This window comes from Stutzerimonas stutzeri, assembly GCF_000590475.1.
Taxonomy (GTDB): Bacteria; Pseudomonadota; Gammaproteobacteria; order Pseudomonadales; family Pseudomonadaceae; genus Stutzerimonas; species Stutzerimonas stutzeri_D.
The window spans coordinates 657,986-679,714 of the sequence record NZ_CP007441.1; the positions used below are offsets into that span (position 1 = coordinate 657,986).

Genomic DNA, 21,729 nt, shown 5'->3' on the forward strand with positions numbered 1-21,729 from the left:
GATGCTTATTCCTTGTCCAGCTTGCCAACCAGCGACAGGGTGAAATCGGCACCCATGTACTTGAAGTGCGGACGCACGTTCAGGCTGACGCGATACCAGCCCGGCTCACCATCTACGTCGCTGACGACGACTTGCGCGGCGCGCAGCGGACGACGGCTACGGACTTCGGAGCTTGGGTTCTCCTGATCAGCCACGTACTGGCGAATCCACTTGTTCAGTTCCAGCTCCAGGTCGGTGCGCTCTTTCCAGGCGCCGATCTGCTCGCGCTGCAGCACCTTGAGGTAGTGAGCCAGGCGGTTGACGATGAACAGATAGGGCAGCTGGGTGCCGAGTTTGTAGTTCAGCTCGGCGTTCTTGCCTTCTTCGCTGTTGCCGAAGAACTTGGGTTTTTGCGCCGAATTGGCCGAGAAGAACGCGGCGTTGTCGCTGCCCTTGCGCATGGTCAGGGCGATGAAGCCTTCTTCAGCCAGTTCGTATTCACGACGGTCGGATACAAGTACTTCGGTCGGGATCTTGGTTTCGATCTCCCCCATGCTCTCGAAGTGGTGTAGCGGCAGGTCTTCAACTGCGCCACCGCTTTGCGGGCCGATGATGTTCGGGCACCAGCGGAACTTGGCGAAGCTGTCGGTCAGACGGCTGGCGAAGGTGTACGCGGTGTTGCCCCACAGGTAATGCTCGTGGCTGTTGGCGACGTTTTCCTTGTAGACGAAGGATTTGACCGGGTTGTCTTCCGGGTCGTAGGGGTTGCGCAACAGGAAACGTGGAACGGTCAGGCCGACGTAACGGGCATCTTCCTGCTCGCGGAAGCTTTGCCACTTGGCGAACTGAGGGCCTTCGAAGTGGTCTTTCAGATCCTTGAGATCTGGCAGGCCGGTGAAACTTTCCAGGCCGAAGAACTTCGGACCGGCCGCGGCGATGAAGGGCGCGTGGGACATGCTGGCGACCGATGCGACGTATTGCATCGTCTTGATGTCCGGCGCGCTCGGGTCGAAGAAGTAGTTGGCAATTAGGGCACCGACCGGCTGGCCGCCGAACTGGCCGTACTCAGCGGTATAGATGTGCTTGTAGAGTCCGGACTGGACCACTTCTGGACTGTCCTCGAAGTCGTCGAGCAAGTCCTGCTTGGACGCGTTGAGCACTTCAAGCTTGATGTTCTCGCGGAAGTTGGTGCGATCGACCAGCAGCTTGAGGCCGCGCCAGGACGACTCCAGCGCCTGGAACTGCTGATGGTGGAGGATCTCGTCCATCTGACGGCTGAGCTTGGCGTCGATCTCGGCGATCATGCGATCGACCATGGCCTTCTTGACCGGCTCGTGCTCGTTCTGTGGCTTGAGGAGTTCTTCGATGAAGGCCGATACGCCGCGCTTGGCGATGTCGTAGGCTTCGTCATCGGGAGTCAGTTTGGTCTCGGCGATGATGCGATCGAGAATGCCGAGTTCGGCGAGGTTCTTGCCGCTTTCGACGGCTGCTGCGCTAGTGCTCATGGTGTTGGCGTTCCTTGTCGGGAGTAATCAGGCGTCCAGTTGTTCTTTCGCGGCGAGACCCAGCTCACCGAGTACACGGTCTCGCGAGACGTCGTCGGCCAGGACACTTTCGATCGCTTTGCGGAAAGCTGGGGCATTGCCCAGCGGGCCTTTCAGGGCGACCAGGGCGTCGCGCAGTTCCATCAGCTTTTTAAGTTCGGGAACCTGCTCGACCAGATTGGCTGGGTTGAAGTCCTTCATGGAGTTGATGTTCAGCTGCACGGCCAGCTCTTCGTCGGTGGGCTCGTCCTGCAGGCGGTTTGGGACCGAGAACGTGAGGTTCAGCTCTTGTTTGGCCAGGACCTCGTCGAAGCTGTTCTTGTCGATGGCGATCGGCTTGCGGTCCTCGATCTTTCGATCGTCGGCGCGCTGGGTGAAGTCGCCGAGTACCATCAGCTTCAGTGGCAGTTCGAGCTCTTCTTGAGCGCCGCCGGTGGACGGCTTGAAGGTGACATTGATGCGTTCTTTAGGGGCTACCGAGCCTTCTTTGGCCATGGTTCTTCTCTTTTGCGTTTACGGCCCGGGGGCCTAATCGAGTACCACTTCAAGATCGAGGTGGCACAGCCTGCGGTAAATCTCGTCCTTGCTTTCACGCACGGCGTGGTTTTGCGGTAGCAGCTCACAGCAGCTATGCAACAGACGCAGCACTTCGAGGGCGAGATCGGGTTCCCAGTCGCAGAGGCCGTTGGCCTGCAGCGTCTGATCGAGGGATTCGAGCTGGGTCTTGGCCAAGTCGTACTTCTTGGCCTGGAAGCACAGCCGGGCCAAGGTCAATTGCCAGAAGAAGCGCTCACGCCCACCCCGAGCCTGGTTCAGGCCGAGCTTGAGCTTTTGCACGGCGCTTTTAAGGCCGTCTTTGCGCAGATGTGGCAGGACTTCCTGAAGCGCTTCTTCCCAGGCGGGCGTGGCGCCGCTCAGGTTGCTGGCCGATTCGCTTGGCGGCTGTGCCGGTTGTAGGTGTGGAATCACCCTGGCGCTGATCCATGCGCGGGTTTCAGCGTCGGCGAAAGGGGTCCCATCATGGAAACGCAACTCCTCGAGGCCCGGCATGCGCTGCAGGAACAGTGCGAGCTGGATTTCGACCTCGCGCATCGCCTGTTTGGCGTCGAGTTCGTTCAGGCACTCCCAGGCCAGGCGCTGGCCATCGAGCCAGAAAGGAGCGCGCGCGATGCTGGCTTCCAGGTCTGCTAACAGGTCGGCATAAAGACCCTGTGCGAAGCGCTCCCGATAGCTGGCAAGCTTATCTGCCGGAACGCCGCGCAGGGCGCTGATCTGCTCGGCGTTGCGTTCCGGTAGGCTCTCGATCGATAGCCACAGTAGCGTACGGGCCAAGCGCAACGGCTTGAGATCGGTGGCTTTCTGCTTAAGCCACCAGTTGCATAAAGGGCGGCCCTGATCCTGCAAGCTACGCAAGCTCTTTTGTGCGTCCTTTTCGTGCTCAACCGGTGTGGTGGCGGTGAACACTTGCGCTGCTGCCTGCTTGACTTGGGCAATGGCCGCGCCGACGGCACCGGGCTGTGGATGGGCGGCGCCAGCTCGCTTGACCATGTCCTCCAGTCGACGGCATAGAGGTAAAAGAAGCGGAGCTTGTGTCCCCAGGTATGTTGCTAGGCAACTTTCGAGGCCGCGCAGTTCGAGCGTAATCTGCTCGAACAGAGGTAGCTGCTCCCCCATCGGCACATGGTCAGCCAACACCTGCTCCATGCGCGGGATCAACCAGCTGACCGCAGCTGCACGAGTGCGATCCTTGCGTGGATGAATCTCTTTCCAGTGATTACGGCAGAGGAAGCCGATCATGGCGAGGCCGGCGTGCAGGCCAAGGAACGAATCGCGTTGATACAGACTCCAGGTCAACCAGGCAGCGATTCGCAAATCCTTCGTCTGGGTGCTTAGCAGGTTTTCGCTACCCTCACGCACGGCTTCCCAGTCAACGGTACCGGCGGCGTGCACCGAAGCCGCCTTGCCTAACTCATGCTCCAGGAGTTCGTACTCGGCAACGTAGCGAACATCATCGCCTGCGAAGCTGGTCGCGGTAATTGGAGCTTTTGCTGCCGCTAGAGTTTGAGCGGCTAGCTTGCTAGAAAATGTCATTCCCTGACTCAACTCAAACCTGCTCTTATGCATTGCTGCGGCAGGGGCGCTTCATGCGCAACGACTTGCGGCGTGCAATACCGGCACGTCCAACGAGGGGCGAATGCTAAGCAGCAAGGCGCAGGCCGACTGTGAAGTAGTTTACAACTGGGGCGTTGCGACGGCGGATGGGGCAGGATGGGTATCCAAACTGAGCAGTAGTTGGCTTCTTGGCCGAGCTCTCAGTGAACTTAGGTCTCGATTTCTGGTCTGGCTCTCGTATGCCTAGGATTGGCGTTTACCGCGTGGGCTGCGTCTTCACTATATAGAGGCGCAGTAACTTCCCAAGAAACGTGAAGCAACCGTTGACGTGAGATTCTGAGTGCCTATAATGCGCACCTTCTCCGGCGCAGGCTGTTGGCAAAATCTCTTGTAAATCAAGAAGTTAGCTAAATAAAAGGCTTGCACGGACGGCAAATTCGAGTAGAATGCGCCGGGCTGACAGGGTGGTGGTTGAGGCCTGTTGGCAGCTTCGATCGGGTTGATCGGAAGCGGTGAAAGGGGTGGTTGACAGCGGTGTTGGACGCTGTATGATTCGCCTCCCGCTGACGAGAGACGCTAGGTTGATCGGAAGCGCAAGCGGTTGAGAAGAAAGAAAAACTTCTTCAAAAACAGCTTGACGAGACAAAAGGCTGCTGTAGAATGCGCGGCCTCGGTTGAGACGAAAGGCTTGATCGAAACGCTCTTTAACAACTGAATCAAGCAATTCGTGTGGGTGCTTGTGAGGTAAGACTGGTGGTCAGCAAGATTATCAGCATCACAAATACTCAACGAGAAATCATTGAGTGCTCTTCTTTTAGGAGAAGAGATTGCGATTGCTGAGCCAAGTTTAGGGTTTTCTCAAAACCCAAGCAGTATTGAACTGAAGAGTTTGATCATGGCTCAGATTGAACGCTGGCGGCAGGCCTAACACATGCAAGTCGAGCGGATGAAGGGAGCTTGCTTCCTGATTCAGCGGCGGACGGGTGAGTAATGCCTAGGAATCTGCCTGGTAGTGGGGGACAACGTTTCGAAAGGAACGCTAATACCGCATACGTCCTACGGGAGAAAGCAGGGGACCTTCGGGCCTTGCGCTATCAGATGAGCCTAGGTCGGATTAGCTAGTTGGTGAGGTAATGGCTCACCAAGGCGACGATCCGTAACTGGTCTGAGAGGATGATCAGTCACACTGGAACTGAGACACGGTCCAGACTCCTACGGGAGGCAGCAGTGGGGAATATTGGACAATGGGCGAAAGCCTGATCCAGCCATGCCGCGTGTGTGAAGAAGGTCTTCGGATTGTAAAGCACTTTAAGTTGGGAGGAAGGGCATTAACCTAATACGTTAGTGTTTTGACGTTACCGACAGAATAAGCACCGGCTAACTTCGTGCCAGCAGCCGCGGTAATACGAAGGGTGCAAGCGTTAATCGGAATTACTGGGCGTAAAGCGCGCGTAGGTGGTTTGTTAAGTTGGATGTGAAAGCCCCGGGCTCAACCTGGGAACTGCATCCAAAACTGGCAAGCTAGAGTATGGCAGAGGGTGGTGGAATTTCCTGTGTAGCGGTGAAATGCGTAGATATAGGAAGGAACACCAGTGGCGAAGGCGACCACCTGGGCTAATACTGACACTGAGGTGCGAAAGCGTGGGGAGCAAACAGGATTAGATACCCTGGTAGTCCACGCCGTAAACGATGTCGACTAGCCGTTGGGATCCTTGAGATCTTAGTGGCGCAGCTAACGCATTAAGTCGACCGCCTGGGGAGTACGGCCGCAAGGTTAAAACTCAAATGAATTGACGGGGGCCCGCACAAGCGGTGGAGCATGTGGTTTAATTCGAAGCAACGCGAAGAACCTTACCAGGCCTTGACATGCAGAGAACTTTCCAGAGATGGATGGGTGCCTTCGGGAACTCTGACACAGGTGCTGCATGGCTGTCGTCAGCTCGTGTCGTGAGATGTTGGGTTAAGTCCCGTAACGAGCGCAACCCTTGTCCTTAGTTACCAGCACGTTATGGTGGGCACTCTAAGGAGACTGCCGGTGACAAACCGGAGGAAGGTGGGGATGACGTCAAGTCATCATGGCCCTTACGGCCTGGGCTACACACGTGCTACAATGGTCGGTACAAAGGGTTGCCAAGCCGCGAGGTGGAGCTAATCCCATAAAACCGATCGTAGTCCGGATCGCAGTCTGCAACTCGACTGCGTGAAGTCGGAATCGCTAGTAATCGTGAATCAGAATGTCACGGTGAATACGTTCCCGGGCCTTGTACACACCGCCCGTCACACCATGGGAGTGGGTTGCTCCAGAAGTAGCTAGTCTAACCTTCGGGAGGACGGTTACCACGGAGTGATTCATGACTGGGGTGAAGTCGTAACAAGGTAGCCGTAGGGGAACCTGCGGCTGGATCACCTCCTTAATCGAAGACTTCAGCTTCTTCATAAGTTCCCACACGAATTGCTTGATTCACTAGCGAAAAGCGATTGGGTTTCGACCCGAGAGAGACGATTGGGTCTGTAGCTCAGTTGGTTAGAGCGCACCCCTGATAAGGGTGAGGTCGGCAGTTCGAATCTGCCCAGACCCACCAATTGTCATGGGATGTGGCCGATCTGTAGATGGGGCCATAGCTCAGCTGGGAGAGCGCCTGCTTTGCACGCAGGAGGTCAGCGGTTCGATCCCGCTTGGCTCCACCATTAACTCGATAATCGCTGAAAGCACAGAAATGAATCCGTTCCGGATGGAGCGTATTGATTTCTGGTCTTTGCGCCAGTAACTGTTCTTTAAAAATTTGGGTATGTGATAGAAGTAGATTTGGGTAATTACTTTCACTGGTAGTTATTCAAGTCAAGGTAAAATTTGCGAGTTGCTCGAAAGAGTGAAATGCGGATTTTCGGCGAATGTCGTCTTCACGTTATTAGACAGTAACCAGATTGCTTGGGGTTATATGGTCAAGTGAAGAAGCGCATACGGTGGATGCCTTGGCAGTCAGAGGCGATGAAAGACGTGGTAGCCTGCGAAAAGCTTCGGGGAGTCGGCAAACAGACTGTGATCCGGAGATGTCTGAATGGGGGAACCCAGCCATCATAAGATGGTTATCACACACTGAATACATAGGTGTGTGAGGCGAACCAGGGGAACTGAAACATCTAAGTACCCTGAGGAAAAGAAATCAACCGAGATTCCCTTAGTAGTGGCGAGCGAACGGGGACTAGCCCTTAAGCTTCTTTGATTTTAGCGGAACGCTCTGGAAAGTGCGGCCATAGTGGGTGATAGCCCTGTACGCGAAAAGGTCTTAGAAGTGAAATCGAGTAGGACGGAGCACGAGAAACTTTGTCTGAATATGGGGGGACCATCCTCCAAGGCTAAATACTACTGACTGACCGATAGTGAACTAGTACCGTGAGGGAAAGGCGAAAAGAACCCCGGAGAGGGGAGTGAAATAGATCCTGAAACCGTATGCGTACAAGCAGTGGGAGCCTACTTTGTTAGGTGACTGCGTACCTTTTGTATAATGGGTCAGCGACTTATTTTCAGTGGCGAGCTTAACCGAATAGGGGAGGCGTAGCGAAAGCGAGTCTTAATAGGGCGTCTAGTCGCTGGGAATAGACCCGAAACCGGGCGATCTATCCATGGGCAGGTTGAAGGTTGGGTAACACTAACTGGAGGACCGAACCGACTACCGTTGAAAAGTTAGCGGATGACCTGTGGATCGGAGTGAAAGGCTAATCAAGCTCGGAGATAGCTGGTTCTCCTCGAAAGCTATTTAGGTAGCGCCTCGTGTATCACTGCTGGGGGTAGAGCACTGTTTCGGCTAGGGGGTCATCCCGACTTACCAAACCGATGCAAACTCCGAATACCAGCAAGTGTCAGCACGGGAGACACACGGCGGGTGCTAACGTCCGTCGTGAAAAGGGAAACAACCCAGACCGTCAGCTAAGGTCCCAAAATCCTGGTTAAGTGGGAAACGATGTGGGAAGGCTCAGACAGCTAGGAGGTTGGCTTAGAAGCAGCCACCCTTTAAAGAAAGCGTAATAGCTCACTAGTCGAGTCGGCCTGCGCGGAAGATGTAACGGGGCTCAAACCAGGTACCGAAGCTACGGGTTCAACGTAAGTTGAGCGGTAGAGGAGCGTTCTGTAAGCCTGTGAAGGTGAGTTGAGAAGCTTGCTGGAGGTATCAGAAGTGCGAATGCTGACATGAGTAACGACAATGCGAGTGAAAAACTCGCACGCCGAAAGACCAAGGGTTCCTGCGCAACGTTAATCGACGCAGGGTGAGTCGGTCCCTAAGGCGAGGCTGAAGAGCGTAGTCGATGGGAAACGGGTTAATATTCCCGTACTTCTAGTTACTGCGATGGGGGGACGGAGAAGGCTAGGCCAGCTTGGCGTTGGTTGTCCAAGTTTAAGGTGGTAGGCAGAGATCTTAGGTAAATCCGGGATCTTAATGCCGAGAACTGATGACGATCCTTCTTTTAGAAGGAGAAGTGGTTGATGCCATGCTTCCAGGAAAAGCCTCTAAGCTTCAGGTAACTAGGAACCGTACCCCAAACCGACACAGGTGGTTGGGTAGAGAATACCAAGGCGCTTGAGAGAACTCGGGTGAAGGAACTAGGCAAAATGGCACCGTAACTTCGGGAGAAGGTGCGCCGGTGAGGGTGAAGGGTTTACCCCGTAAGCTCATGCCGGTCGAAGATACCAGGCCGCTGCGACTGTTTATTAAAAACACAGCACTCTGCAAACACGAAAGTGGACGTATAGGGTGTGACGCCTGCCCGGTGCCGGAAGGTTAATTGATGGGGTTAGCGCAAGCGAAGCTCTTGATCGAAGCCCCGGTAAACGGCGGCCGTAACTATAACGGTCCTAAGGTAGCGAAATTCCTTGTCGGGTAAGTTCCGACCTGCACGAATGGCGTAACGATGGCGGCGCTGTCTCCACCCGAGACTCAGTGAAATTGAAATCGCTGTGAAGATGCAGTGTATCCGCGGCTAGACGGAAAGACCCCGTGAACCTTTACTATAGCTTTGCACTGGACTTTGAATTTGCTTGTGTAGGATAGGTGGGAGGCTTTGAAGCGTGGACGCCAGTTCGCGTGGAGCCAACCTTGAAATACCACCCTGGCAACTTTGAGGTTCTAACTCTGGTCCGTTATCCGGATCGAGGACAGTGTATGGTGGGTAGTTTGACTGGGGCGGTCTCCTCCTAAAGAGTAACGGAGGAGTACGAAGGTGCGCTCAGACCGGTCGGAAATCGGTCGTAGAGTATAAAGGCAAAAGCGCGCTTGACTGCGAGACAGACACGTCGAGCAGGTACGAAAGTAGGTCTTAGTGATCCGGTGGTTCTGTATGGAAGGGCCATCGCTCAACGGATAAAAGGTACTCCGGGGATAACAGGCTGATACCGCCCAAGAGTTCATATCGACGGCGGTGTTTGGCACCTCGATGTCGGCTCATCACATCCTGGGGCTGAAGCCGGTCCCAAGGGTATGGCTGTTCGCCATTTAAAGTGGTACGCGAGCTGGGTTTAGAACGTCGTGAGACAGTTCGGTCCCTATCTGCCGTGGACGTTTGAGATTTGAGAGGGGCTGCTCCTAGTACGAGAGGACCGGAGTGGACGAACCTCTGGTGTTCCGGTTGTCACGCCAGTGGCATTGCCGGGTAGCTATGTTCGGAAGAGATAACCGCTGAAAGCATCTAAGCGGGAAACTTGCCTCAAGATGAGATCTCACTGGAGCCTTGAGCTCCCTGAAGGGCCGTCGAAGACTACGACGTTGATAGGTGGGGTGTGTAAGCGCTGTGAGGCGTTGAGCTAACCCATACTAATTGCCCGTGAGGCTTGACCATATAACACCCAAACAATTTGATGTTTGCGTGTCAGACGGTTGAAGTCGACAAACAAACCGAAAAGACGCATCGCTCGCAAAGCGAAAGCCACATCGAAGCACCATCACATACCCAATTAGGGGAAGCGACTCAACACCGACTCCCCAACCGAATTGCTTGACGACCATAGAGCGTTGGAACCACCTGATCCCATCCCGAACTCAGAAGTGAAACGACGCATCGCCGATGGTAGTGTGGGGTCTCCCCATGTGAGAGTAGGTCATCGTCAAGCTTCTACACCAAACCCCCGATCATCGTAAGATGGCCGGGGGTTTGTCTTTGGGCGCGAGAAATCTCGCTGGGCTCTGGATCTGTCGCTATCATGCCTGGCTGCTGGTCTGAGGGAGTTATGGATACCTTATTACGGCTACTTAGTGATGGTCGCTTTCATTCCGGCGAAGAGCTGGGTGCTGCTTTAGGTGTTAGCCGGAGTGCTGTGTGGAAATATCTGCGGAGTTTTGAAGGCGAGTACGATATTGAACTATTCAAAGTGCCGGGAAGAGGTTATCGGCTAGCGGAGCCGCTCTCGCTCTTGAGCTACGAGGATTGCTCTGTTGTATTGGCTCGCCTGCGTTGGGAGCTTTGTCTCCGCGAGACGGTGGATTCTACTAATGCCGAAGCGTTGAGGTTGCTGCGATCAGACGTTGTTGCGCCCTTCGTTGTGTTGGCTGAGAGGCAAACCAATGGGCGAGGTCGTAGGGGGCGGGTATGGGCGAGTCCGCCTGCGCAAAACCTCTACTATTCTTTAGCTCTGAAAATCGTGAATGGGTCTGGGGGGCTGTCAGGTTTGAGCTTGGTGGTAGGCTTGGCGGTTCTCCGTGCGTTGCGTCGAGCCGGAGTTACAGGCGCTGGGCTTAAGTGGCCCAACGATCTTTACGTTGGCGGCAAAAAAATAGCTGGCATCCTGTTGGAATTAACCGGCGACCCAGCCGATGTATGTCACGTTATTATCGGCATTGGAATAAATGTAAATATGATCTCGGGTGGTCTGGACATAGGTCAGCCTTGGACGTCAGTAAGGGCTCAGACGGGAGTCTTGGCGGACCGAAGTGAGCTGGCGAATTTTGTCAGTGAGTCACTGCATCATTATTTGGCTATGCATGCGCGGGAAGGGTTCTCCTCGCTGCGTGGCGAATGGGAGGCAAATAATATCTGGCAGGGCAAGCGCTGCACCTTAAGCAGCGGCACCCAGCAGGTTAAAGGCTTGATGGTTGGCATAGACGAGCAGGGTGCTCTACGGCTTTTGGTTGATGGCCTGGGGGAGCAACGCTTCAGTGGAGGAGAACTAAGCTTGAGGCTCGATCATGATTCTTGAGCTCGATTGCGGTAACAGCTTCGTCAAATGGCGCGTTATTTCTACCGGCGATGGCTTGGTGGCATCTGAAGGCATTGCGACTCAGGCGATTGATCTTATTCAGGATTTGCTCGATAGGAACATTGGGAAAATCACACGCTGTCGTCTGGTTAGTGTTAGAAGCGACACCGAAACTGCGTCAATAGTAGGCGTGCTCTCTGAGTCGCTGAAAGTGAGCGTAGCCACAGCGCGTCCAGTCGAGCGTTTTGCTGGGGTTGTTAATGGATACCGTAACCAACAACGTTTAGGGTTGGATCGCTGGCTTGCTATCCTTGCTGCCTATGATTTGCGCAAGGCGGCCTGTTTAATTATCGATCTAGGCACGGCTATTACCGTAGATCTAGTGGCTGACGACGGGGTGCACCTCGGCGGCTACATAACGCCTGGAATCGCCCTGCTGCGAGGGCAGTTGGTCGATCACACTCGCCGCATCCGATACGACGAGGCAGAAGCTGCGCTTGCGTTGAGCGACGTCGCTCCAGGCAGGAGTACCGCCGAAGCCGTGGAGCGAGGCTGTTTGATCATGGTGCGTAGTTATCTCTCCAGTCAGATTTCCTCCGCCAGAAGACAGTTAGGTAACGACTTTGCTGTCTATGTCACCGGGGGCGATGCAGCAATAGCAGCAGACCTCCCTGGGGTAAGATATATGCCGGATTTAGTTTTCAGAGGCCTGGCGATAGCCTGTCCCTAAAGAGGTATCGATGCGTTGGCTTTTAATGCTGCTAGTGATACTAAATCTGCTGCTTTACCTGTATCACCTAAACCAAGCTCCGCCGGTTGTAAGTGAGGCTGCAGGGCAGCGTACGCTATCAAGAGAGGCCGGCATCAAGCTGCTGAGCGAGACGAAGCCTTTGGCGCGCCGCGAGTCTGTGCAAAATACGGCTAACGCTTGCCTGTTTTTAGGAGGCTTTGATGAGGAGTCGACGGCCTTGGCAATTGAGCAGCGCTTGCTGAGCCTAGACATCGATTCCGAGGTCGCACCTGTCGATGAGGCTGCTGGCGTCGACTACTGGGTATTCCTGCCTCCGCTTGTGTCTCGGCAAGCATCGCTGCGCCAGCTGCGAGAACTGCAATCTCGCAATATCGATAGTTACATAATCACTGTTGGTGATCTGTCTAATGGAATATCTCTCGGGATATTTTCACGTAAGGATTCTGCTGAAAGCGTCGTCAATCGTCTGCAGGGCGTTGACTATAAGGCGTTGATTCGTGAGTTACCCAGGACGCATCGTCGTTATTGGGTGCGAGTAGTAGGCGCTCGGCAGCACTTGTTGAGCGGGTCGCTGCTTGCTGCGCTCATGAGAGACTTTCCTGAGCTCGAACATCGACAAATGCCGTGTTCAAGCATTGCAACTTCGGAATAGTTTACATAGAATGGCGCCCGCTTAGCAGGATAGCCCTCGGGGATACCGCTAAGCGCTGTCAGCTAACCTCACGTTTTTAATGAGAAAATGCTTGACAGTCAGGAGGTTGGCAATGAAAATGCCGCCTCGTTTTGGAGGGGTTCCCGAGCGGCCAAAGGGATCAGACTGTAAATCTGACGTCATCGACTTCGAAGGTTCGAATCCTTCCCCCTCCACCAGATTTTAGCGTAGGCCTAGGCTATCGCGGGTATAGTTTAGTGGTAGAACCTCAGCCTTCCAAGCTGATGATGCGGGTTCGATTCCCGCTACCCGCTCCAAGTTTTAAGCGTTTACGCGACACGATTTGCTCATGTAGCTCAGCTGGTAGAGCACACCCTTGGTAAGGGTGAGGTCAGCGGTTCAAATCCGCTCATGAGCTCCAAAACCCAAAGGCAGATATGTGAATATCTGCCTTTGTTTTAATGGTGGCGTGACTAGCTCAATTCAACGATGGGAGACGGTCTCGATGGCTAAAGAAAAATTCGAACGTAACAAACCGCACCTGAACGTCGGTACCATTGGTCACGTCGACCATGGCAAAACCACGCTCACCGCAGCGCTGACCAAGGTCTGTGCTGAAACTTGGGGCGGCTCTGCGCGTGACTTCTCGCAGATCGACAACGCGCCGGAAGAGAAGGCTCGTGGTATCACCATCAACACGTCTCACGTTGAATATGATTCCTCGATCCGTCACTACGCACACGTTGACTGCCCGGGCCACGCTGACTATGTAAAGAACATGATCACCGGTGCTGCGCAGATGGACGGCGCGATCCTGGTTTGCTCTGCTGCTGACGGCCCGATGCCGCAGACCCGTGAGCACATCCTGCTGTCCCGTCAGGTTGGCGTTCCCTACATCGTAGTCTTCCTGAACAAGGCAGACATGGTGGACGACGCTGAGCTGCTTGAGCTGGTTGAGATGGAAGTGCGTGACCTGCTGTCGACCTACGACTTCCCGGGCGACGACACGCCGATCATCATCGGTTCCGCGCTGATGGCTCTCAACGGCCAGGACGACAACGAGATGGGCGTATCGGCCGTGCGTAAGCTGGTCGAGACTCTGGATAGCTACATTCCGGAGCCTGAGCGCGCCATCGACAAGCCGTTCCTGATGCCGATCGAAGACGTGTTCTCGATCTCTGGTCGCGGTACCGTTGTGACCGGTCGTGTCGAGCGCGGCATCGTCAAGGTTCAGGAAGAAATCGAGATCGTCGGTATCCGTGCCACGACCAAGACTACCTGCACCGGCGTTGAAATGTTCCGTAAGTTGCTCGACGAAGGTCGTGCAGGCGAGAACGTTGGCGTGCTGCTGCGCGGCACCAAGCGTGATGACGTCGAGCGTGGCCAGGTTCTGGCCAAGCCGGGCACCATCAAGCCGCACACCAAGTTCGAAGGCGAAGTCTACGTACTGAGCAAGGAAGAAGGCGGTCGTCACACGCCGTTCTTCAAGGGCTACCGTCCACAGTTCTACTTCCGTACTACTGACGTGACCGGTAACTGTGAGCTGCCGGAAGGCGTTGAAATGGTAATGCCGGGCGACAACATCAAGATGGTTGTCACCCTGATCGCTCCGATCGCCATGGAAGACGGTCTGCGCTTCGCGATTCGCGAAGGCGGCCGTACCGTTGGTGCCGGCGTGGTTGCCAAGATCATCGAATAAACGATTGATCTGATCTATTCGGGCCGGCATAATAGTCGGCCTGACTCTTGTTAGGCCAGTAGCTCAATTGGCAGAGCGGCGGTCTCCAAAACCGCAGGTTGGGGGTTCGATTCCCTCCTGGCCTGCCAACTTCAATATCGAATTTGGCAGTTTTTACAGGGTTCTCTAGCAGATGAATATCAAAGCAGAAGCCAAAGACACGCGCTTCGATCTGGTGAAGTGGTTTGTTGTGGCTGCTTTGGTGGTTGTGGCGGTGGTTGGTAATCAGTATTACTCCGCAGAGCCGATTCTGTATAGAGTTCTCGCGTTACTCGCTTTCGCTGTGGTTGCTGCTTTTGTGGCGCTGCAGACGTCAAAAGGCCGCTCCTTTTTTGTTTTGTTGAAAGAGGCGCGGGTCGAGATTCGCAAGGTCGTTTGGCCGACTCGTCAAGAAACCACTCAGACCACGCTGATAGTTGTGGCTGTTGTGCTTGTTATGGCGCTGCTGTTGTGGGGGCTTGATTCCCTGCTCGGTTGGCTGGTTTCCATGGTTGTAGGTTAAGGGTGTCTCGTGGCTAAGCGCTGGTATGTGGTTCATGCTTACTCGGGTTACGAGAAGCACGTCATGCGCTCGCTAATTGAGCGTATCAAGCTTGCTGGGATGGAAGATCATTTCGGCGAGATCCTCGTTCCCACTGAAGAAGTGGTCGAGATGCGTAATGGGCAGAAGCGCAAGAGTGAGCGCAAGTTCTTCCCGGGTTACGTACTTGTCCAGATGGATATGGCTGAAGGTGCCTGGCACTTGGTGAAAGATACGCCTCGTGTGATGGGTTTTATCGGTGGTACTGCTGATAAGCCGGCTCCGATCACCGATAAGGAGGCCGAGGCAATTTTGCGGCGTGTTGCGGATGGTAGCGACAAGCCGAAGCCAAAGACTCTGTTTGAGCCGGGCGAGGTTGTCCGAGTGGCGGATGGTCCTTTTGCTGATTTCAATGGCGTGGTTGAAGAGGTCAATTACGAGAAGAGCCGCATTCAGGTGGCTGTCCTTATATTTGGTCGTTCAACGCCGGTAGAGTTGGAGTTCAGTCAGGTCGAGAAGGTCTAGCTGAAGAAAGCATCCCACACCCCGCAGCTGCTGGCTGCGGGGTTTTGTCGTCACTGGGATATTCAAGTAAGTAGGGGAGCCGCGAGGCGCTAGCACCCAGAACGGAGTAGTTATGGCTAAAAAGATTCAAGCTTATATCAAGCTTCAGGTAAAGGCCGGTCAGGCCAACCCGTCGCCGCCTGTAGGTCCCGCACTGGGCCAGCACGGCGTCAATATCATGGAATTCTGCAAGGCATTCAATGCCCGTACTCAAGGCCAGGAAGCGGGTCTGCCGACGCCGGTGATTATCACCGTTTATAGCGATCGAAGCTTCACCTTCGAGACCAAGAGCACGCCAGCTGCTGTTCTGCTGAAGAAAGCTGCGGGCATCACTAGTGGTTCTGCTCGTCCGAACACCCAGAAGGTCGGCACCGTTACTCGTGCTCAGCTGGAAGAGATCGCGAAGACCAAGAACGCTGATCTTACCGCCGCTGATCTTGATGCGGCCGTGCGCACCATCGCCGGCTCCGCTCGCAGCATGGGCCTGAATGTGGAGGGTGTGTAATGGCTAAATTGACCAAGCGCCAGAAGGCTTTCGCCGAGAAAATCGAAGCTGGCAAGCAGTACTCGTTCGAAGACGCCGCAACCCTGCTGGCTCAGCTGTCGGCGGTGAAGTTCACCGAATCGTTCGATATCGCCATTAACCTGGGCGTGGATCCGCGTAAATCCGACCAGGTCGTGCGCGGCGCTACCGTTCTACCGAACGGCACCGGCAAGACCGTCCGTGTTGCTGTGTTCACGCAGGGCCCGGCTGCCGAGGCGGCTCTGGCTGCAGGCGCCGATCGCGTTGGTATGGATGAACTGGCTGCCGAAATGAAGGGCGGCGATCTGAACTATGACGTGGTTATCGCTTCCCCGGATGCGATGCGCGTAGTTGGTCAGCTGGGCCAGATTCTTGGTCCTCGCGGCCTGATGCCAAACCCGAAAGTGGGCACCGTGACGCCAGACGTTGCGACCGCGGTCAAGAACGCCAAGGCCGGTCAGGTTCGTTTCCGTACTGACAAAAACGGCATCATTCACAGTTCCGTGGGCAAGGTCGGTTTCGAAGCTGGTCAGCTGAAGCAGAACGTCGAAGCGCTGCTGTCTGACCTCAAGCGCCTGAAGCCGTCCACTTCCAAAGGTATCTATGTCAAGCGTGTAACCCTGAGCACCACCATGGGTCCAGGACTGATCATCGATCAGGCTACGCTCGACGCGTAACACGAGCCGCTCCGGCTGCCGGGGCGGCGCAAAATTGGGGTCCCTGCCTGGCGGGGGCTATCCAAGACCGTAGGCGGCGCAAGCCTTAAACCGTTGGAGTTCGCTTCTTCAGGCCTACGCAGAGGTGCTCCCGATTCGTACCGAATCAGACACCAAAACCCGTCCGGCTTCGGCTGGGCGAACCGGTAACATCCAGGAGTAAAAACCCGTGGCAATCAAACTCGAAGACAAGAAAGCCATCGTCGCTGAAGTCAACGAGGCTGCCAAAGCTGCCCTGTCCGCTGTCGTGGCTGATGCCCGTGGCGTGACCGTGGGAGCCATGACCGGACTCCGTAAAGAGGCCCGCGAAGCAGGTGTCTACGTGCGTGTCGTACGTAATACTCTGCTGCGTCGCGCCGTTGAAGGCACTCCGTACGACGTGCTCAACGACGTGTTCAAAGGCCCGACCCTTATTGCTTTCTCCAATGAACATCCGGGCGCTGCTGCCCGTATTTTCAAAGAGTTCGCCAAGGGTCAGGACAAGTTCGAGATCAAGGCTGCTGCGTTCGAGGGTCAGTTCATCGCAGCCAACCAGATCGACGCTTTGGCAACCCTGCCGACCTATGACGAAGCTATTTCGCAGCTGATGAGCGTGATTCAAGGCGCTACCAGCAAGCTGGCTCGTACTTTGGCGGCCGTTCGTGACCAGAAAGAAGCTGCAGCAGCCTAAGCGCACAGCAACTTTCGAATCTCTTTTGAATTAGACGGCCGTAGGTCGTCATCTATATACAGGAACTAGAGTCATGGCTCTGACCAACGAAGACATCATCAACGCCGTTTCCGAAATGTCCGTGATGCAGGTTGTAGAACTGATCAAGGCAATGGAAGAGAAGTTCGGTGTTACTGCTGCTGCCGCTACCGTTGCTGCGGCTGGCCCGGCTGCTGCCGCTGCTGAAGAACAGACCGAATTCAACGTCATGCTGCTTGAAGCTGGCGAAAAGAAAGTCAACGTGATCAAGGCGGTTCGCGAGCTGACTGGTCTGGGACTCAAAGAGGCCAAGGCTGTTGTTGACGGCGCCCCTGGCATCGTCAAAGAAGGTGTGTCGAAAGACGAAGCCGAAGCTGCCAAGAAGTCCTTGGAAGAGGCTGGCGCCAAAGTCGAGCTCAAGTAAGCGCCGACCTTGCGTCTACAGCCGAAGCGACTCGCGTAAGGCTGATGGCTGGTGGCTTTTGCCACCGGCCTTTTTCCGTTATAGCCGCACGATGTTTATCGCGTGGCTGGAACGGGAAAGACCGCTCCGATGGGCGGTGCGAATCAAGGGATTCGCAAGATTTTCTGGCTGCTCCCGTCGGGAGAAGCCAAACAAGCAGGTGACCAAGCTGGGGAACGCTGATGGCTTACTCATACACTGAGAAAAAACGAATCCGCAAGGACTTTAGCAAGTTACCGCACGTGATGGACGTGCCGTATCTTTTGGCCATCCAGCTGGATTCGTATCGCGAATTCCTGCAGGCGGGAGCGACCAAAGATCAGTTCCGCGATATTGGCTTGCATGCAGCCTTCAAATCCGTTTTTCCGATAATCAGCTATTCCGGCAATGCAGCGCTGGAATACGTTGGCTATCGCCTGGGCGACCCGGCTTTTGATGTCAAGGAATGCGTTCTGCGCGGCGTAACCTTCGCGGTACCGCTGCGGGTAAAAGTCCGCCTGATCATTTTCGATAAGGAATCGTCGAGCAAGGCGATCAAGGACATCAAAGAGCAAGAAGTCTACATGGGGGAGATCCCCCTGATGACCGAGAACGGTACCTTCATCATCAACGGTACCGAGCGCGTTATCGTGTCTCAGCTGCACCGCTCGCCAGGTGTCTTCTTCGATCACGATCGCGGCAAGACCCATAGCTCGGGCAAACTGCTGTATTCCGCTCGCATCATCCCGTACCGCGGCTCCTGGCTGGACTTCGAGTTCGATCCGAAGGATGCCGTCTTCGTGCGTATCGACCGTCGCCGCAAGCTGCCGGCCTCGGTGCTGCTGCGCGCGCTGAACTACAGCACTGAAGAAATCCTCGATGCGTTCTACGACACCAACGTGTTCCACGTTAAAGGTGAAGCGTTGAGCCTTGAGCTTGTTCCGCAGCGTCTGCGCGGCGAAATCGCATCGTTCGATATCAAGGATGAAAACGGTAAAGTCATCGTCGAGCAAGGCCGTCGCATTACTGCACGTCATATCAACCAGCTCGACAAGTCCGGCATCAAAGCGCTAGATATGCCGATGGACTACGTGCTTGGGCGTACCACTGCCAAGGCCATCGTGCATCCTGCCACCGGCGAGATCATTGCCGAGTGCAACACCGAACTCACCGTTGAAGTCCTGGCCAAGCTGGTCAAGGGTCAGGTGGTGCGTTTCGAGACGTTGTATACCAACGACATCGATTGCGGTCCGTTCATTTCGGACACGCTGAAGATCGATTCGACGACCAATCAGCTCGAGGCGTTGGTCGAAATCTATCGCATGATGCGTCCTGGCGAGCCGCCAACCAAGGACGCCGCCGAAACGCTGTTCAACAATCTGTTCTTCGCCTCCGAGCGCTACGATCTGTCAGCCGTGGGGCGGATGAAATTCAACCGCCGTATCGGTCGTACAGAGATCGAAGGTTCCGGCGTGCTCAGCCGTGAGGATATCGTCGCGGTGCTGAAGACACTGGTCGATATCCGTAACGGCAAGGGCGTAGTCGATGACATCGATCACCTGGGCAACCGTCGCGTACGTTGCGTTGGTGAAATGGCCGAGAACCAGTTCCGTGTAGGCCTGGTACGTGTCGAGCGAGCGGTCAAGGAACGCCTGTCGATGGCCGAAAGCGAAGGCCTGATGCCGCAGGACTTGATCAACGCCAAGCCGGTTGCCGCAGCGGTGAAGGAGTTCTTTGGCTCCAGCCAGCTGTCGCTGTTCATGGACCAGAACAACCCGCTCTCCGAGATCACCCACAAGCGTCGTGTCTCCGCGCTCGGCCCGGGCGGTCTGACCCGTGAGCGTGCGGGCTTCGAGGTCCGCGACGTACATCCGACCCATTACGGTCGTGTCTGCCCGATCGAGACGCCGGAAGGTCCAAACATCGGTCTGATCAACTCGCTGGCCGCCTACGCGCGCACCAATCAATACGGCTTCCTGGAAAGCCCGTATCGCGTGGTCAAGGAAGGCGAGGTTACCGACGAGATCGTATTCCTGTCGGCTATCGAAGAAGCCGACCACGTGATTGCCCAGGCGAGTGCCAAGCTGGATGACCGCAAGCTGGTCGACGAGCTGGTTGCCGTTCGCCATCAGAACGAATTCACGGTCAAAGCACCGGAAGACGTGACACTGATGGACGTGTCGCCGAAGCAGGTTGTTTCCGTTGCCGCTTCGTTGATCCCGTTCCTCGAGCACGACGACGCCAACCGCGCGCTGATGGGTTCGAACATGCAGCGTCAGGCCGTACCGACGTTGCGCTCGGACAAGCCATTGGTGGGTACCGGGATGGAGCGCAACGTGGCGCGCGATTCGGGTGTCTGCGTCGTTGCTCGTCGTGGTGGTGTAATCGATTCGGTCGACGCCAGCCGTGTGGTCGTGCGTGTACATGATGCGGAAGTCGAAACTGGTGAAGCGGGCGTCGACATCTACAACCTGACCAAGTACACCCGTTCCAACCAGAACACCTGCATCAACCAGCGTCCGCTGGTGAGTAAGGGTGACGTGGTCGAGCGTGGTGACATCATGGCAGACGGTCCGTCCACTGATATGGGTGAGCTGGCCCTCGGGCAGAACATGCGTGTCGCGTTCATGCCGTGGAACGGCTACAACTTCGAAGACTCCATCCTCCTGTCGGAGCGTGTGGTCCAAGAAGATCGTTTCACCACGATTCACATTCAGGAGCTGACCTGCGTATCCCGTGATACCAAGCTCGGCCCAGAAGAAATCACTGCGGACATCCCTAACGTGGGTGAGGCTGCGCTGAATAAGCTGGACGAAGCGGGCATCGTCTATGTGGGTGCTGAAGTGGGCGCGGGCGACATTCTGGTAGGTAAGGTCACGCCGAAGGGCGAAACCCAGCTGACCCCGGAAGAAAAGCTACTGCGTGCGATCTTCGGTGAGAAGGCATCCGATGTTAAGGATACCTCCCTGCGCGTGCCGACCGGCACCAAGGGCACGGTCATTGACGTGCAGGTCTTCATCCGTGATGGCGTTGAGCGAGACTCTCGTGCTCTGGCGATCGAAAAGATGCAGCTCGACGAGATTCGCAAGGATCTCAATGAAGAGTTCCGTATCGTTGAAGGTGCGACGTTTGAGCGTCTGCGCTCCGCGCTGGTTGGCGCGTCCGCCGAAGGCGGCGCCGGCCTAAAGAAAGGGACCGTCATTACAGACGAGGTTCTTGATGGGCTCGAGCACGGTCAGTGGTTCAAGCTGCGCATGGCCGAAGATGCTCTGAACGAGCAGTTGGAGAAGGCCCAAGCCTATATTTTTGACCGCCGTCAGCTGCTCGACGACAAGTTCGAGGACAAGAAGCGCAAGCTGCAGCAGGGCGATGACCTGGCGCCTGGCGTGCTGAAGATTGTCAAAGTCTACCTGGCGATCAAGCGTCGCATTCAGCCGGGCGACAAGATGGCCGGCCGCCACGGTAACAAAGGTGTGGTCTCCGTGATCATGCCGGTTGAAGACATGCCACACGATGCTAACGGGACCCCGGTGGACATCGTTCTCAACCCGCTCGGTGTGCCGTCGCGTATGAACGTCGGTCAGATCCTCGAAACTCACCTTGGCCTTGCGGCCAAAGGGCTGGGCGAGAAGATCAATCGTATGCTCGATGAGCAGCGTAAGGTTGCAGAGCTGCGCAAGTTCCTGACCGAAATCTATAACGAGATCGGTGGGCGCCAGGAAAACCTGGATGAGTTCAGCGATCAGGAAGTGCTGGATCTGGCCAAGAATCTGCGTGGTGGGGTGCCGATGGCTACCCCGGTCTTCGACGGTGCCAAGGAGCGCGAAATCAAGGCCATGCTTAAGCTGGCGGATTTGCCAGAGAGCGGCCAGATGCAGTTGTTCGATGGCCGGACGGGGAACAAGTTCGAGCGTACGACCACGGTCGGCTACATGTACATGCTCAAGCTCAACCACCTGGTTGATGACAAGATGCACGCGCGTTCCACCGGTTCCTACAGTCTGGTCACCCAGCAGCCGCTGGGTGGTAAGGCGCAGTTCGGTGGTCAGCGTTTCGGGGAGATGGAGGTCTGGGCCCTGGAGGCGTACGGTGCCGCCTACACCCTGCAGGAAATGCTCACGGTCAAGTCGGACGACGTGAACGGGCGGACCAAGATGTACAAGAACATCGTGGACGGCGATCACCGTATGGAGCCCGGCATGCCGGAATCCTTCAACGTGTTGATCAAAGAGATCCGCTCGCTCGGTATCGACATCGATCTGGAAACCGAATAACCACGCACCGCCTAAGCGGCGCCCGGCATCAGCCGGTCGT

The 21,729-nt window shown here is 55.7% G+C and carries 14 protein-coding genes, 6 tRNA genes and 3 rRNA genes; 20 read left to right on the forward strand and 3 right to left on the reverse strand.

The genetic code is table 11. From position 1 onward, the window contains the following. Positions 1-5: 5 nt before the first annotated feature. The 3 genes from tssC to tssA are packed head-to-tail and all read right to left on the reverse strand — an operon-like array spanning position 6 to position 3,614. Positions 6-1,484 carry a type VI secretion system contractile sheath large subunit gene (gene tssC / locus CH92_RS03055; protein WP_025240328.1) on the reverse strand — a complete coding sequence of 493 codons (1,479 nt, stop codon included), beginning with the start codon at positions 1,482-1,484 and terminating at the stop codon, positions 6-8. Between the two features lie 27 nt (positions 1,485-1,511). Next, on the reverse strand, positions 1,512-2,018 hold the full coding sequence (gene tssB / locus CH92_RS03060) for a type VI secretion system contractile sheath small subunit (RefSeq protein WP_025240329.1): 507 nt from the start codon (positions 2,016-2,018) through the stop codon (positions 1,512-1,514). A 33-nt stretch (positions 2,019-2,051) separates the two neighbouring features. Further along, positions 2,052-3,614 carry a type VI secretion system protein TssA gene (gene tssA, locus CH92_RS03065; RefSeq protein ID WP_025240330.1) on the reverse strand — a complete coding sequence of 521 codons (1,563 nt, stop codon included), beginning with the start codon at positions 3,612-3,614 and terminating at the stop codon, positions 2,052-2,054. An 898-nt stretch (positions 3,615-4,512) separates the two neighbouring features. Here tssA and CH92_RS03070 point away from each other — a divergent pair. The 20 genes from CH92_RS03070 to rpoB all read left to right on the forward strand — a co-directional run bounded on the left by CH92_RS03070 (position 4,513) and on the right by rpoB (position 21,689). Continuing rightward, positions 4,513-6,049, forward strand: a 16S ribosomal RNA gene (locus CH92_RS03070). A 91-nt stretch (positions 6,050-6,140) separates the two neighbouring features. After that, positions 6,141-6,217, forward strand: a tRNA-Ile gene (locus CH92_RS03075). A gap of 30 nt (positions 6,218-6,247) precedes the next feature. Beyond that, positions 6,248-6,323, forward strand: a tRNA-Ala gene (locus CH92_RS03080). A 253-nt stretch (positions 6,324-6,576) separates the two neighbouring features. After that, positions 6,577-9,467: ribosomal RNA gene (locus CH92_RS03085) — 23S ribosomal RNA — on the forward strand. A gap of 155 nt (positions 9,468-9,622) precedes the next feature. Then, positions 9,623-9,738: ribosomal RNA gene (gene rrf, locus CH92_RS03090) — 5S ribosomal RNA — on the forward strand. The 16S, 23S and 5S rRNA genes sit together here with 2 tRNA genes alongside, the layout of an rRNA operon. Before the next feature lie 117 nt (positions 9,739-9,855). Further along, a complete protein-coding gene (birA, locus tag CH92_RS03095) occupies positions 9,856-10,821 on the forward strand; it encodes a bifunctional biotin--[acetyl-CoA-carboxylase] ligase/biotin operon repressor BirA (protein WP_025240331.1) in 966 nt (321 codons plus the stop codon). Beyond that, positions 10,811-11,551 (forward strand): type III pantothenate kinase, encoded by a 741-nt coding sequence (locus CH92_RS03100; protein WP_025240332.1) that lies wholly within the window; start codon positions 10,811-10,813, stop codon positions 11,549-11,551. The genes birA and CH92_RS03100 overlap by 11 nt, the downstream gene beginning before the upstream one ends. Positions 11,552-11,561: 10 nt before the next feature. Further along, a complete protein-coding gene (locus CH92_RS03105; RefSeq protein ID WP_025240333.1) occupies positions 11,562-12,224 on the forward strand; it encodes an SPOR domain-containing protein in 663 nt (220 codons plus the stop codon). A gap of 133 nt (positions 12,225-12,357) precedes the next feature. Then, positions 12,358-12,442: transfer RNA gene (locus tag CH92_RS03110), tRNA-Tyr, on the forward strand. Positions 12,443-12,467: 25 nt separating this feature from the next. Then, positions 12,468-12,541: transfer RNA gene (locus CH92_RS03115), tRNA-Gly, on the forward strand. A 28-nt stretch (positions 12,542-12,569) separates the two neighbouring features. Beyond that, positions 12,570-12,645, forward strand: a tRNA-Thr gene (locus CH92_RS03120). An 84-nt stretch (positions 12,646-12,729) separates the two neighbouring features. After that, positions 12,730-13,923, forward strand: coding sequence for an elongation factor Tu (gene tuf, locus CH92_RS03125; protein WP_025240334.1), 1,194 nt, complete (start codon positions 12,730-12,732; stop codon positions 13,921-13,923). A 52-nt stretch (positions 13,924-13,975) separates the two neighbouring features. Next, positions 13,976-14,051 (forward strand) — tRNA-Trp (locus tag CH92_RS03130). 44 nt (positions 14,052-14,095) lie between these two features. Further along, a complete protein-coding gene (gene secE / locus CH92_RS03135) occupies positions 14,096-14,464 on the forward strand; it encodes a preprotein translocase subunit SecE (protein ID WP_025240335.1) in 369 nt (122 codons plus the stop codon). A 9-nt stretch (positions 14,465-14,473) separates the two neighbouring features. Beyond that, positions 14,474-15,007, forward strand: a complete 534-nt coding sequence (nusG, locus tag CH92_RS03140) for a transcription termination/antitermination protein NusG (protein ID WP_019342058.1) — start codon at positions 14,474-14,476, stop codon at positions 15,005-15,007. 112 nt (positions 15,008-15,119) lie between these two features. Then, positions 15,120-15,551: a 50S ribosomal protein L11 gene (gene rplK, locus CH92_RS03145; protein WP_025240336.1), complete on the forward strand. Its 432-nt coding sequence runs from the start codon at positions 15,120-15,122 to the stop codon at positions 15,549-15,551. Next, on the forward strand, positions 15,551-16,246 hold the full coding sequence (gene rplA, locus CH92_RS03150; RefSeq protein WP_025240337.1) for a 50S ribosomal protein L1: 696 nt from the start codon (positions 15,551-15,553) through the stop codon (positions 16,244-16,246). Before rplK ends, rplA begins: the two co-directional genes overlap by 1 nt. Before the next feature lie 208 nt (positions 16,247-16,454). Beyond that, positions 16,455-16,955, forward strand: a complete 501-nt coding sequence (rplJ, locus tag CH92_RS03155) for a 50S ribosomal protein L10 (protein WP_025240338.1) — start codon at positions 16,455-16,457, stop codon at positions 16,953-16,955. Positions 16,956-17,028: 73 nt separating this feature from the next. Continuing rightward, entirely contained in the window at positions 17,029-17,397 is a 369-nt protein-coding gene (gene rplL, locus CH92_RS03160) for a 50S ribosomal protein L7/L12 (RefSeq protein WP_025240339.1), read from the forward strand. A 221-nt stretch (positions 17,398-17,618) separates the two neighbouring features. Then, positions 17,619-21,689 (forward strand): DNA-directed RNA polymerase subunit beta, encoded by a 4,071-nt coding sequence (gene rpoB, locus CH92_RS03165; protein ID WP_025240340.1) that lies wholly within the window; start codon positions 17,619-17,621, stop codon positions 21,687-21,689. Positions 21,690-21,729: the final 40 nt, after the last annotated feature.

What these genes read in the sequence shown, in the direction of transcription:
- birA (WP_025240331.1), top strand. Translation starts at nt 9,856, where the DNA reads ATGGATACCTTATTACGGCTACTTAGTGATGGTCGCTTTCATTCCGGC.
- rpoB (WP_025240340.1), top strand. Translation starts at nt 17,619, where the DNA reads ATGGCTTACTCATACACTGAGAAAAAACGAATCCGCAAGGACTTTAGC.
- tssC (WP_025240328.1), bottom strand. Translation starts at nt 1,484, where the DNA reads ATGAGCACTAGCGCAGCAGCCGTCGAAAGCGGCAAGAACCTCGCCGAA.
- rplK (WP_025240336.1), top strand. Translation starts at nt 15,120, where the DNA reads ATGGCTAAAAAGATTCAAGCTTATATCAAGCTTCAGGTAAAGGCCGGT.
- rplA (WP_025240337.1), top strand. Translation starts at nt 15,551, where the DNA reads ATGGCTAAATTGACCAAGCGCCAGAAGGCTTTCGCCGAGAAAATCGAA.
- tuf (WP_025240334.1), top strand. Translation starts at nt 12,730, where the DNA reads ATGGCTAAAGAAAAATTCGAACGTAACAAACCGCACCTGAACGTCGGT.
- secE (WP_025240335.1), top strand. Translation starts at nt 14,096, where the DNA reads ATGAATATCAAAGCAGAAGCCAAAGACACGCGCTTCGATCTGGTGAAG.
- CH92_RS03100 (WP_025240332.1), top strand. Translation starts at nt 10,811, where the DNA reads ATGATTCTTGAGCTCGATTGCGGTAACAGCTTCGTCAAATGGCGCGTT.
- tssA (WP_025240330.1), bottom strand. Translation starts at nt 3,614, where the DNA reads ATGACATTTTCTAGCAAGCTAGCCGCTCAAACTCTAGCGGCAGCAAAA.
- tssB (WP_025240329.1), bottom strand. Translation starts at nt 2,018, where the DNA reads ATGGCCAAAGAAGGCTCGGTAGCCCCTAAAGAACGCATCAATGTCACC.
- rplL (WP_025240339.1), top strand. Translation starts at nt 17,029, where the DNA reads ATGGCTCTGACCAACGAAGACATCATCAACGCCGTTTCCGAAATGTCC.
- CH92_RS03105 (WP_025240333.1), top strand. Translation starts at nt 11,562, where the DNA reads ATGCGTTGGCTTTTAATGCTGCTAGTGATACTAAATCTGCTGCTTTAC.